General features: G+C 65.1%; 12 protein-coding genes, 1 tRNA gene and 1 pseudogene. 9 read left to right on the plus strand and 5 right to left on the minus strand.

Features of this window, described 5'->3' with window-relative positions; all coding sequences use genetic code 11:
• Positions 1-20: 20 nt before the first annotated feature.
• From nrdR to rpsD, 4 genes are all read left to right on the plus strand, one after another.
• Complete coding sequence (nrdR, locus tag HZF05_RS13430; RefSeq protein WP_160362737.1) at positions 21-482, plus strand: transcriptional regulator NrdR; 462 nt, start codon at positions 21-23, stop codon at positions 480-482.
• Positions 479-1,597: a TrmH family RNA methyltransferase gene (locus HZF05_RS13435; RefSeq protein WP_160362738.1), complete on the plus strand. Its 1,119-nt coding sequence runs from the start codon at positions 479-481 to the stop codon at positions 1,595-1,597. The genes nrdR and HZF05_RS13435 overlap by 4 nt, the downstream gene beginning before the upstream one ends.
• A 161-nt stretch (positions 1,598-1,758) precedes the next feature.
• Positions 1,759-2,034 carry a hypothetical protein gene (locus tag HZF05_RS13440; RefSeq protein ID WP_181638872.1) on the plus strand — a complete coding sequence of 92 codons (276 nt, stop codon included), beginning with the start codon at positions 1,759-1,761 and terminating at the stop codon, positions 2,032-2,034.
• Between the two features lie 175 nt (positions 2,035-2,209).
• The gene (gene rpsD / locus HZF05_RS13445; protein WP_160362739.1) at positions 2,210-2,824 is read left to right on the plus strand and encodes a 30S ribosomal protein S4; all 615 of its coding nucleotides are present in this window, start codon (positions 2,210-2,212) and stop codon (positions 2,822-2,824) included.
• 232 nt (positions 2,825-3,056) lie between these two features.
• On the opposite strand, the gene HZF05_RS13450 is transcribed toward rpsD, so the two are convergent.
• Positions 3,057-5,075, minus strand: a complete 2,019-nt coding sequence (locus tag HZF05_RS13450) for an alpha/beta hydrolase family protein (protein ID WP_246331995.1) — start codon at positions 5,073-5,075, stop codon at positions 3,057-3,059.
• A gap of 125 nt (positions 5,076-5,200) precedes the next feature.
• Here HZF05_RS13450 and HZF05_RS13455 point away from each other — a divergent pair, with 125 nt between their 5' ends.
• The 3 genes and pseudogenes from HZF05_RS13455 (at position 5,201) to aguB (ending at position 7,384) form a co-directional block, all read left to right on the plus strand.
• Positions 5,201-6,175: an agmatine deiminase family protein gene (locus HZF05_RS13455; protein ID WP_160362755.1), complete on the plus strand. Its 975-nt coding sequence runs from the start codon at positions 5,201-5,203 to the stop codon at positions 6,173-6,175.
• A pseudogene (locus HZF05_RS13460) lies at positions 6,175-6,522 on the plus strand (DUF3147 family protein); the annotation flags it as partial. The gene HZF05_RS13455 and the pseudogene HZF05_RS13460, both read left to right, overlap by 1 nt.
• A 10-nt stretch (positions 6,523-6,532) precedes the next feature.
• On the plus strand, positions 6,533-7,384 hold the full coding sequence (gene aguB / locus HZF05_RS13465; RefSeq protein WP_160362740.1) for an N-carbamoylputrescine amidase: 852 nt from the start codon (positions 6,533-6,535) through the stop codon (positions 7,382-7,384).
• 99 nt (positions 7,385-7,483) lie between these two features.
• Here aguB and HZF05_RS13470 read toward each other — a convergent pair whose 3' ends face one another.
• From HZF05_RS13470 to HZF05_RS13485, 4 genes are all read right to left on the minus strand, one after another.
• On the minus strand, positions 7,484-7,939 hold the full coding sequence (locus tag HZF05_RS13470) for a hypothetical protein (protein ID WP_160362741.1): 456 nt from the start codon (positions 7,937-7,939) through the stop codon (positions 7,484-7,486).
• 398 nt (positions 7,940-8,337) lie between these two features.
• Positions 8,338-8,850: an STM3941 family protein gene (locus HZF05_RS13475; RefSeq protein ID WP_160362742.1), complete on the minus strand. Its 513-nt coding sequence runs from the start codon at positions 8,848-8,850 to the stop codon at positions 8,338-8,340.
• 219 nt (positions 8,851-9,069) lie between these two features.
• Positions 9,070-9,234: a hypothetical protein gene (locus HZF05_RS13480; protein WP_160362743.1), complete on the minus strand. Its 165-nt coding sequence runs from the start codon at positions 9,232-9,234 to the stop codon at positions 9,070-9,072.
• 31 nt (positions 9,235-9,265) lie between these two features.
• The gene (locus HZF05_RS13485; RefSeq protein ID WP_160362744.1) at positions 9,266-9,934 is read right to left on the minus strand and encodes a uracil-DNA glycosylase; all 669 of its coding nucleotides are present in this window, start codon (positions 9,932-9,934) and stop codon (positions 9,266-9,268) included.
• A 23-nt stretch (positions 9,935-9,957) separates the two neighbouring features.
• Here HZF05_RS13485 and folK point away from each other — a divergent pair, with 23 nt between their 5' ends.
• Complete coding sequence (folK, locus tag HZF05_RS13490; RefSeq protein ID WP_160362745.1) at positions 9,958-10,467, plus strand: 2-amino-4-hydroxy-6-hydroxymethyldihydropteridine diphosphokinase; 510 nt, start codon at positions 9,958-9,960, stop codon at positions 10,465-10,467.
• A gap of 26 nt (positions 10,468-10,493) precedes the next feature.
• Positions 10,494-10,569: transfer RNA gene (locus HZF05_RS13495), tRNA-Lys, on the plus strand.
• Positions 10,570-11,081: the final 512 nt, after the last annotated feature.

Here is an 11,081-nt window from a genome sequence, read left to right on the forward strand (position 1 = left end):
GGTGGTGATAAAGGTGCCCCATGCGCTGCCCCTTTTGCGGACATGAAGACAGCCAGGTGAAGGACAGCCGTCCCAGCGAGGACGGCGCGTCCATTCGCAGGCGGCGCCAATGCGAAGGCTGCGGCGGCCGCTTCACCACCTTCGAGCGCGTGCAGCTGCGCGAGGTGACAGTCGCCAAGTCGAGCGGCAAGCGCGAGCCGTTCGAACGCGTGAAGCTCGAGCGCTCGATCGAGGTCGCCTGCCGCAAGCGCCCGATCACCGCCGAGCAGATCGATCGGCTGGTGTCCGGCATCCAGCGCCAGCTGGAGACATCGGGCGAGACGGAAGTGACCGCCACCCAGATCGGCGGGCTGGTGATGGACGGGCTGAAGGGCCTCGACCCGGTCGCCTACATCCGCTTCGCCAGCGTCTACAAGGATTTCACCGAGGCGAAGGACTTCGAGGAGTTCGCCGGCACGGTGAACGAGGTGGGGAAGGCATGAATTTCTCGGCGTATCTGCTACGCTGCTCGGACGGCAGCTATTATGCCGGGCATACCGACGATCTGGAGCAGCGTGTCGCGCAGCATCAGGCGGGGGAGCTGTCGGGCTATACGCATGACCGGCGGCCGGTGGAATTGGTGTGGAGCGAGAGCTTCGGCACGCGCGAGGAGGCTCTTGCCGCCGAACAGCAGATCAAGGGTTGGTCGCGTGCGAAGAAGGAAGCATTGATCAGGAGCGATTGGCAAGCGATCCGATCGCTGGCGAGCCGGGCGATGCTTCGAGACGCCGCTTCGACAGGCTCAGCGGCTCCTCAGCACGAACGGAATTCTTTTGTATCCGTTCGTGCTGAGGAGGGACTGAGCGAAGGCGAAGGCCCGTCTCGAAGCACAGCCACAACACAAACCCCGCCCCCCGTCATCGTCCTCGTCCGCCCGCAGCTCGGGCAGAATATCGGCAAGGCGGCGCGCGCCATGCTGAACTTCGGCCTCGTCGAGATGCGCCTCGTCGCGCCCCGCGACGGCTGGCCCAACCCGGAGGCCGGCCCCGCCGCGTCCGGCGCCGACATCGTGCTGGAACAGGCGCAGGTGTTCGAGACGGTCGCCGACGCCATTGCCGATTGCACCAACGTCTACGCCACCACCGTGCGCAAGCGCGGCGTCACCAAGCCGGTCGTGACGCCCGTGCAGGCGGCGGACGAGATATGGGCCGCGCCCGGTCGATCGGCGATCCTGTTCGGGCCGGAGCGCTCGGGCCTCGAAACCGACGACGTCGCCGTCGCCCGCTCGATCCTGACGGTGCCGATCAATCCGGAATTCGGCTCGCTCAACCTCGCGCAGGCGGTGATCCTGGTCGCGTACGAATGGTCCAAGAGTCGGCAGCTCGCCCAGCCGCCGGCGGTGGAGATCGATCCCCCCGCTCCGCAATCCGAGCTGGACGGCATGATCGCCCAGCTCGACGCGATGCTGGAGACGGCCGGCTTCTTCTTCCCGCCCGATCGCACGCCCGCCACCAAGCGGACGCTGCGCACGATGCTGACCAAGCCGGGCTGGAACAGCCAGGAGGTCCGCACCCTGCGTGGTGTGCTATCCGCCCTGGCGAACCCCCGCCGGCGCTAGCCCGCGATCCAGCCGATCGACTCGAACGTTGATTTCTGGCACTATCTTTCCATCCCCAGATATGCAGCAGATTGAACATATCCCAGGGGACCCAAGGGAAAGAGGCGAACGCTCCGTCCTGAAACAGGGTGCGATACCTCACGAACAGGAGACTGCTTTAGATGATTGCCCAGCGTGTTGCCGCGGTTGCGGTGTTTGCGATGTTCGCGTCTGCTCCACTTTTTGCCCAGGACGCCGCGCCTGCGGCCCCCACCGCCGCGCCGGCCCCGCCGGCCAAGCCGGTGAAGGAAAAGAAGGTCTGCCGGTCGGAAGCTGTTCTCGGCTCCAACCTGCCCAACGTGACCTGCCACACCAAGGGCGAGTGGGCCGCGATCGACGGCCAGAACCGCGCCAACGTGCAGAATATGCGCGACGCCGGCGGCTTCACCCCGCACTGAGTCCTTTCGACAGACTTGACCGGGCGGCGCTCTTCTGCAATGGGCGCCGCTCGCAATTGGCCCCGCACGTCTGGTGAAGCGGGTGCCCTGTTGCCTCTATCGAGGCGGCAGCGCGGTTCCAGGCATTTCCGATCTCCCCTCTGCGGGCGGTCATGACGCAATTGAAGGAAGACGTATGTCGAAGCGCAGCAGCGCCAAGTACAAGCTCGATCGCCGCATGGGCGAGAACATCTGGGGCCGCCCGAAGTCGCCCGTCAACAAGCGCGAGTACGGCCCCGGCCAGCACGGCCAGCGCCGCAAGGGCAAGGTTTCGGACTTCGGCATCCAGCTGAAAGCTAAGCAGAAGCTCAAGGGCTATTACGGCGACGTCACCGAGAAGCAGTTCAAGAAGGCCTATACCGAGGCCTCGCGCATGAAGGGCGACACGGGCCAGAACCTGATCGGCCTGCTCGAGCGCCGCCTCGACGCGGTGGTCTATCGCGCCAAGTTCGCGCCGACCATCTTCTCGGCCCGCCAGCTGGTCAGCCACGGCCACGTCCGCGTCAACGGCGTGAAGTGCAACATCGCCTCGCGCCTCGTGAAGGTCGGCGACATCGTCGAGCTCGGCGCCAAGGCCGCCGAGATGGCGCTGGTGATCGAGGCGCAGGGCCTCTCCGAGCGTGAGGTTCCCGATTACCTGGCGCAGGACGGCACCACCAAGGTCTCCTACCAGCGCGTGCCGGCCCTCGACGAGGTGCCCTATCCGGTGAAGATGGAGCCGAACCTGGTCGTCGAGTTCTACTCGCGCTGATCCGGCGGCTTCAAGCCACAGGAAAAAGGGCGGTTCCCGCGAGGGAGCCGCCCTTTTTTATTGCCCCGCGCTCCTCCGCTCGCCCTGAGGAGGGACTGAGCGAAGCGCAAGCGAAGTCGAAGGCCCGTCTCGAAGGGTGTCGCGCGACGGCTTTGCTTCGAGACGCCGCTTCGACAGGCTCAGCGGCTCCTCAGCACGAACGGATTGGCGGGAGACCTTTCCCACCGCCCCCTCACCCCCCGATATGCATGCTCTGCCGCAAAAACGTATCCGCCCGGCGCAGCATGTCGGCGCGGATTTCGCCGCTCGGCAATTGGTGGTCGAGGTCCGGATAGACGATCAGCCCGGTCTGCTTGCCGGCCGCGCGCAGGCGATCGTTCATCAGCCGCGATTCGGCGATGTTGACGTTCAGGTCCTCTGTGCCATGGAACATCAGCACGGGCGACTTGAAGGCATCGGCATGGCGTGCCGGGGACGCGTCCTGCGCGATGGCGCCCGCCCCGATCTCCTGCGCCACGAGATTGGCATTGGTATAGTTCACGGCTTCGGCTTTCAGCGCGTCGAAATCCGTGACGGGCGCGATAGCGACGGTCGCCTTGAACAGATCGGGCGCCACCACGTTCGATTGCAGCGCCGCGTAGCCGCCATAGGACCAGCCGACGATCGCCAGCTTGTCCGGCGCGGCGATGCCCTGAGCGACCAGCCAGCGTCCGGCGTCGGTCACGTCGCTGATCGCGATCTTCCAGCTCTTGAAGCCCTGGTTCAGCGACCAAGTGTCGCCATAACCGGAGGAGCCGCGATAATTGGGCTGGATCACCGCATAGCCGCGCATCGCGAAATATTGCGGCAGCCAGTCGAAGCCCCATTCGTCGCGGTCGCTCGGGCCGCCATGCGGCATCACGATCGCCGGCAGGCCCTTGCGCGCCCCGCCCGGCGGCAGCGTCAGATAGGCGGGGATCATCGTGCCGTCGGCGGCGCGGTAGGTGATCGGCTGCTCGGTCGCGAGCGTCATCCCCTCGAGTTGCGGGCGGACCAGCGCAATCTGGTTGAGATGCTTGGTCTTGCGATCGAAGACGTACCAGCCCCCGGGATCCGTGTCGCTGCCGGCGAAGAGCAGCAGCGTCTGCTCGTCCACGCTGCTGCTGACGAAGGAGATCGCCTTGTCGCCCAGCGCTTTCTGGAGCGCGGTGGCGAGCGCCTCATATTCCTTGTCGAAATAGACGGTGCTGCGCTTCTCGTCGACGGTGGAGACGCCGATCAGCTTGGCCTGCCGGCCGAGGCGGACGATATCGTCCACGTCGACGTTGGGATCGGCATAGACCAGGGTGGTCGTCATCGATCCATCGAGCGCGACCTTGTAGAGCGCGTCGCGGCCGCCCTTGCGATCGAAGCAATAGGCGACGTCCTCGACTGGATCGACGACCTGCGGCCTGAGACCGGGCCCGTTGTCCGCCACGTTGGAAAAGCTCTCCCAGCGGCGGCTGCCCGGCCGCCGGTAATAATAACGCTCGCCGCCGGTGAGCATGCCGACGCTCTGCGTTTCGCTGCCCATCATGCGCACGACGCCACGCCCGTCCGATATATATTCGGATGCGGTGGGCGAGGCCTGCTCCACCGTGCTCGACTGGAGCGTGTGCGTATCGACCAGATCGACGCCGAGGCCATCCGCCGTCGAGGCCAGCAAGGTGCCCGTGGTGCGTTCGGGCACATGGTCGCGCTCCATCAGCAGCTTGCCGGTCTGCCCCTGGTTCCAGTCGATGATCGATCCGTCGAACTGGCTCATGCGCAGGGTGTATGGTCCGGACTGTTCGGCGAGCGACTTCAGGTTCTTGCCGTCGGGATCGATCGCGATCAGCCGGGTGAACGGCAGGCGCGGTCCGGCACTAGTGGTGACCAGATAGACCAGGCAGACGATGCGCTTGTCGTCCGACCAGTCGCACCACTGGATTCGCATGGGCTTGCCGTCGGCCAGCAGCGCGACGTGCGGATCGCCCTGGGCATTCGAATTGGCGACCATCAGCTCGGTGGCCCTTCCCTTGTCCGCGGCGAGATAGAGGACCTGCTGGCCGTCAGGCGACAGCCTCGCGCCGGATATCGCCTCTCGTGCCCCGAAATCGGCCGCCAGATCGTCCCCCGCCGTCGTCGAGACATTTTGCTTGTTGGGCTTCTCCGCTCCGGCCGCCTGCGAAAGAAGCAAAGCCGTCATCCCGGTGAGCAAGGCTCTCCGGCAGGCGCGCGTGCGCATCGTCATTCTGTCATGGCCCCCAGACTACAATCCCCCCTCCTTTTCTTCCATCAAGCACGCGCCACGGCAAGCCCGTTGCGCCGAGCCGCAGACGCTGCCATGGGCGCAGCCCCATGACGAAAGAGGTGACGATGTCCGTCCGCCAGCCGCCCGAATGGGCTCCGCACGATGCCGTCTGGATCGGTTTCCCGAGCCATCCCGATCTGTGGGAGGACGATCTGGAACCGGCGCGCACGGAGGTAACCGCCTTCGCTCGCGCGGTGTGGGCCGAGGGCAAGGGCGAGACGCCGATCCTGGTCTGCGCCGACGAGGAAGCCGGTGAGGCCGCCCGCGCGTTGGCCGGGGATTTCGCCGAGATCCTGGTGCGCCCGTTCGGCGACGTCTGGCTGCGCGACACCGGCCCGATCGTGATGGATGACGGATCGGCGCGCGACTTCGCCTTCAACTATTGGGGCGGCAAGTATGATCTGCCCGGCGACGAGGAGGTTGGCGGCCTGCTCGCGGAGAGCCGGTCGATCACCGCGAAGACTTGCGGCTGGGTGTTCGAGGGCGGCGCGCTCGATGTCGACGGCACCGGCCTTGCCGTCACCACCGAGCAATGCCTGCTCAACCCCAACCGCAATCCCGATCTGATCCGCGCCGAGATCGAGGCGCGGCTGCACGACGATCTCGGCATCGACCGCGTGCTATGGCTGGGCGACGGCCTCGCCAATGATCATACCGACGGCCATGTCGACAACCTCGCCCGCTTCGTCGGCCCGAACCGGCTGGCTCTGCCGGCACCCGATAGCGAGGACGACCCCAACGCCGCCGTCTATGCCGATGCCAAGGCGCGCGCCGAGGCGTTCGGCGTCGAGGTGGTGGCGATCCCCTCCCCTGGCGCCGTGGAGCGCGACGGGGAGATCGTGCCCGCTTCCTACATGAACTTCTACATCGGCAATGCGGCGGTGGTGGTGCCCATCTACGGCTCAGTCAACGATGGGGCCGCGGTGGCCGCGATCGGCGCGCTGTTCCCGGATCGCCGGGCGGTGGGCGTGCGCGCCGACCACCTGCTCACCGGCGGTGGATCGCTCCACTGCATCTCGCAGCAGGTGCCCAAGCTCTGATGCTTGCCTTCTGGGTCCGCGCCTTCCTGTCGGGGCTGATGATCGCCGCCGTCTCGACGGTCGCGCGGCGCTACCCGGCGGCGGGGGCGCTGATCGCGTCGCTGCCGCTCGTCTCGGTGCTCGGCATGATCTGGCTGTGGCACGACAAGCCCGACACCGCCAACATGGCCGCCCATGCCGAGGCGACCTTCTGGTACGTTCTCCCCTCGCTGCCGATGTTTCTCCTGATCCCCTTCATGCTCCGCAAGGGCGTGGATTTCTGGCCGTCGCTGGCGGCCGGTTGCGCGCTGACCATCGGCGCCTATCTCATCACCGTCCTGATCGCCGCCCGCTTCGGCGTCCGACTTAAGGAAGACCATGACCGAGATCACCGTCGCCGCCATGCAGCTCGCCTTTTCGGACGACGAGGCCGCAAATATCGCGCACGTCTCCGAGCTGGTGCGAGAGGCCGCGTCCAAGGGCGCGCAGGTGATCCTGCCGCCCGAGCTGTTCGAAGGCCCCTATTTCTGCCGCGTCGAGGACGAAGGCCTCTTCGTGGGCGCCCGTCCGGTGGGCAAGCATCCCTCCGTCCTCGCCATGCAGAAGCTCGCCGAGGAATTGAAGGTCGCGATCCCGACCAGCTTCTTCGAGCTGGACGGGCAGCACCACTACAACTCGCTGGCGATGATCGGGCCGGACGGCCAGGTGCAGGGCGTCTACCGCAAGAGCCACATTCCAGACGGCCCCGGCTACGAGGAGAAATTCTATTTCCGCCCCGGCAACACCGGCTTCAAGGTGTGGCCGAACGCAGGCCCGACCACGCTCGGCGTCGGCGTGTGCTGGGATCAATGGTATCCCGAGACGGCCCGCGCGATGATGCTGATGGGCGCGGAGGTGCTCTTCTACCCGACCGCGATCGGCACCGAGCCGCACGATCCGAGCCTCGACACCTCGCGGCTGTGGCGCCGCGCGATGGTGGGTCATGCCGTCTCGAACGTGGTGCCGGTGGTGGCATCGAACCGGATCGGCAACGAGGAAGGCCAGATCTTCTACGGCAACAGCTTCATCGCCGACGAGCGCGGCGACCTGATCGCGGAGTTCGGCAGGCACGAGACCGGCGTGCTGGTCGCGACGCTGGACATCGACCGCATCCGCCGCCACCGCGCCGCCTTCGGCTTCTTCCGCGATCGGAGGCCGGAACTCTACGGGCGGCTGGTGCAGGATATCTGATCTCGGTCCTTCTCCATCCTCATGCGAAAGGGCCGAACGACTGCGATGGGTGGTTTGCGGTCGTTCCGCTTCCAAACGCCGCTGGCCTAAATTGGACTTTTATCGCCGTGCGTAAGACGAAAGCCGCGTTTCCATCCACTTGAAGACAAAGCCGCCGACCGTCCCAGCGATCAAACTCATGGGCGCTAACCGCCACCATTCCGACGCGTATGTGATCGTGCTTCCATCATCGGCCACCGACGGGTAGTCGTGGAAGACCCATATGCCAAAGGAAGCGCACACTACGCCAGTTATTGCCCCAGCAATGGCCCAATAGGCGATATTGTCTATCCGAAAACGATTTGCGAGCAGTACGGCCAAGGATGCCCAAGGCAAGGCGAGCGGAGCCACGATGATAATCGCGATGAGAATGAGAATGGGGATCATCACGAGGTCTGATAGAATAATCGCTCCTGAAACGGTCGGGCCGATTATCCAGAGGGTTGGAAGGACGAGCAGGCAAACCAAGCATATGCTCGCGGCGGCGGCGGCTAACAGATACCTTGCTAACACCATGCGATCGCCTCCGTGGAAAGGCTGCCGATCTTTTTCTACGCCCGCAATAGGGCAGCGGCGGAAAAGTCCCGAACGTCGCCTTCTGGGGCGACTATCGCCGCCAGCGAGCAAAACGTGAAACGCCGATAATCGCGAGCCAAATTGCAGCGACCCCGATTATCATTGGCAGCTTCATCATGCCTACGCGGTATCCGGTCGTGGCAAATCCCGCCAAGGCGATGGCGGCAAGAACGCCGATAACAAGCAGAATTGAAGGTCCAGCGCGTGATGGGTCTTCCATTGTGTTATCGTAGGAGTTCGCTTCCCCGCGCGTCAACGACTGCTATCCGGAAACGCTGATCCGATACCCCACGGCAACATCCGGGGCGGCAACGGATGTGCCGGTTATCCCGCGAACGTCAGCGCGTATTCCGATATCGCGCGACGGCGGACATCGCGTCGTTGAAACTACGATCTGTGCCCGTGAGCGTAATGGCGACATCGCCGCCCGTCAGTTTTCGATTAGCGGAGGCGAGTAAACCCGCTGTTCCTCTTCCGGGATAGAGCGCCGGATTGCGAAGATGTAAGACGATCACCTTCTGGCGCCGGTAGGTCCATTCGGTAACGTCGATGATTTCGTGCCATGGTATGGTTTTACTGGACCACCCCGCGTATCGGATGCCTGCCGCATTGATCCGCAGTTGTTCGTTCGTATCAAATATCTTGGCAACGCCGACGATACCGCACAACCCGAAAAACAAGACGCTGGCCCAACCAATAGCGATCGTTTCACTCTCCGAATAGCGATGCGATGTGGGTGGCGGACCGAAGGCTCCGATCATCCACAGCCCGAGCGCGACAAAACCTGCTGCGATCATCGTGAGCAGCGCTCTACGCCACGGCGACGGATATGCTACGAACTCGTCCTGCATCGCTCTCTAGTGGCAGCTTGTAGGGTATGCGAATATCGCAGTGAAGGGCCGAGGTTGGGGCGATTGCCGTCACTCTTCCAATGTAGGATTTCGTCTGCGATGATCCCCCCGACTCGATCCGCCGAGCCGGTCCTTCTCATCGTCGGTTCACCTGTAGGAATGTCTTCTTTTCGCCCTCACGGCGGTCAACTTTGTCAACTTCGGGCGGGGCGCGCGGGGTCACTCCCCCCGCCTGCCCCCGAAAGCCCGCCGAACGCCCCACACCACGCCGCCCAGCGCGCACAGCCCGAGCAGCACCAGCCCGCCCGCCGACGCCGCCGCATACAGCGCGGCGGTGATCAGGATCTTCATGAAGTCGGCGATCGCCAGCGTCAGGTGAACCAAGGCGCTTCCTTCGCGACGCCCGGCATCCGGGCTATTTGCGGGCGGCATTCCCCAGCGCCACTGCGCGTGCGAATATCGCCTCGAACATGGCATCAGTGAGGCGCCCGGTATTCTGGTTGTAGCGCGAGCAATGGTAGCTATCGATCAGGAGAAGCCCCGAGGGCAGCCGATGTTCCGCCCCGTGCGCGAAGGGCAGCTTGGGGAGCTTGCCGCCGAGCGCCTTCACCGCCGACTGGTGCGCGATCTGGCCGAGCGCCACCACGATGCGGAGGTTCGGCAATGCCTCCAGCGGCGCTTCGAGGAAGGGGCGGCAGGTCCGGACCTCCTCCGGCGTCGGCTTGTTCTGCGGCGGCACGCAACTGACGGCGTTGACGATGATCGCGCCGGCGAGCCTGAGGCCGTCGTCCGGGCTCGCGCCATAAGTCCCCTCGGCCAGCCCGAATTTCGCCAGCGTGCCGTAGAGCAACGGCCCCGCCCCGTCCCCGGTGAAGGGCCGCCCGGTGCGGTTGGCGCCCTGCAGGCCCGGCGCGAGGCCGACGACCGCCAGCCATGCATCTGGATCGCCGAACGGCGGCACCGGGGCGTTGAACCAGTCGGGACGGACGGCGCGCTGCTCCTGCCGGAACGCGACGAGGCGCGGGCAGAGCGGGCAATCGCGCGGCGGGCCGGCAAACGGCGGCAGAGGGCTTTCACCGGCCATCTCCGCGCGATAGGCGGTGCGGCATGGTGACGGCAAGCTATGTCATAGGATTGGGCTCCAACCGTCGCCACGGCCGCTATGGCGCACCGGAGCGCGTGATCCGCAGCGCGATCGATGCGCTCGCCGCCAAAGGCCTCGTCGTCGGCCGCGTCAGCCGCATCGTCCGCACCCCCGCCATGGGTCCGAGCGACCGGGATTTCGCCAATGCCGCGGTGCTGGTGGAAACCGATCTCGCGCCCCCCGCCTTGCTCGCCCTCCTCCAGCGGACCGAGCGCGATTTCGGTCGTCGCCGCTATCGGCGCTGGGGCGCGCGAGTACTCGATCTCGACATCTTGGCGTGGTCAGGCGCCCATTGGTCGGATCGGAGGCTGATCGTGCCCCATCCCGGTCTCGCAATCCGCGACTTCGCGCTCGGCCCGGCCGCCCAGATAACTCCCCGCTGGCGCCACCCCGCCCTCAACCGCACGCTGCGACAGCTCCATGCGCAACTTCGCAAGCCTCGCCCGGTTGACCGCACGCGCCGCACCCCATAGGGACGCGCGACGCAGCGGCGCGCGCCGGGCTCGTAGCTCAGTCGGTAGAGCAACGGACTTTTAATCTGTAGGTCTCGGGTTCGAATCCCGACGAGCCCACCATCCGCGCCGCTGCCGTTTCTCCCTATCGATCGGAAACCCGGGCGCGTGTCGCGAAAACGCCAGCCTGTCCGGCCACAACCTGTTTGCAGACAGTTGGCGGAAGGTGCTGGCGGATAGGGTGGGATCCGCAATCAAGGCTTAAGCGACTGGTTTGCCGCAAAAGCTTTGTCGTGAATTTCCTACGCGTACCCCGGAATATGCCACATCGATTTTTCCAACTGAAAACCGCGATTTGCAGCTTCAGTTCGACTGCATGCGAGGCTATCGAACCCACGACGCACAATCAAGTTTGCCTATGCAATTCGAGCTGATGCGATGACTGGAATTACGGCTTTGCCGTCAGACCGCTTTCGGGCGGCTTCCGTGGAATAGGTGCCGGTCCGCTTCTGGCGAGATGACCGGACGGACCGTTGCGGCCTCCATACTGGCCTAGGGTCAGGACCCATTGATGTGAGAGTCGCGATCTGATTCAGGCTCCGCAAGGAGACTGAATGTGAGCGACCTGTACTGGC

Source organism: Sphingomonas chungangi, from assembly GCF_013778325.1.
In the GTDB taxonomy this organism is placed as follows: domain Bacteria; phylum Pseudomonadota; class Alphaproteobacteria; order Sphingomonadales; family Sphingomonadaceae; genus Solisphingomonas; species Solisphingomonas chungangi.

What these genes read in the sequence shown, in the direction of transcription:
- nrdR (WP_160362737.1), top strand. Translation starts at nt 21, where the DNA reads ATGCGCTGCCCCTTTTGCGGACATGAAGACAGCCAGGTGAAGGACAGC.
- HZF05_RS13435 (WP_160362738.1), top strand. Translation starts at nt 479, where the DNA reads ATGAATTTCTCGGCGTATCTGCTACGCTGCTCGGACGGCAGCTATTAT.
- HZF05_RS13440 (WP_181638872.1), top strand. Translation starts at nt 1,759, where the DNA reads ATGATTGCCCAGCGTGTTGCCGCGGTTGCGGTGTTTGCGATGTTCGCG.
- rpsD (WP_160362739.1), top strand. Translation starts at nt 2,210, where the DNA reads ATGTCGAAGCGCAGCAGCGCCAAGTACAAGCTCGATCGCCGCATGGGC.
- HZF05_RS13450 (WP_246331995.1), bottom strand. Translation starts at nt 5,075, where the DNA reads ATGACGATGCGCACGCGCGCCTGCCGGAGAGCCTTGCTCACCGGGATG.
- HZF05_RS13455 (WP_160362755.1), top strand. Translation starts at nt 5,201, where the DNA reads ATGTCCGTCCGCCAGCCGCCCGAATGGGCTCCGCACGATGCCGTCTGG.
- aguB (WP_160362740.1), top strand. Translation starts at nt 6,533, where the DNA reads ATGACCGAGATCACCGTCGCCGCCATGCAGCTCGCCTTTTCGGACGAC.
- HZF05_RS13470 (WP_160362741.1), bottom strand. Translation starts at nt 7,939, where the DNA reads ATGGTGTTAGCAAGGTATCTGTTAGCCGCCGCCGCCGCGAGCATATGC.
- HZF05_RS13475 (WP_160362742.1), bottom strand. Translation starts at nt 8,850, where the DNA reads ATGCAGGACGAGTTCGTAGCATATCCGTCGCCGTGGCGTAGAGCGCTG.
- HZF05_RS13485 (WP_160362744.1), bottom strand. Translation starts at nt 9,934, where the DNA reads ATGGCCGGTGAAAGCCCTCTGCCGCCGTTTGCCGGCCCGCCGCGCGAT.
- folK (WP_160362745.1), top strand. Translation starts at nt 9,958, where the DNA reads ATGGTGACGGCAAGCTATGTCATAGGATTGGGCTCCAACCGTCGCCAC.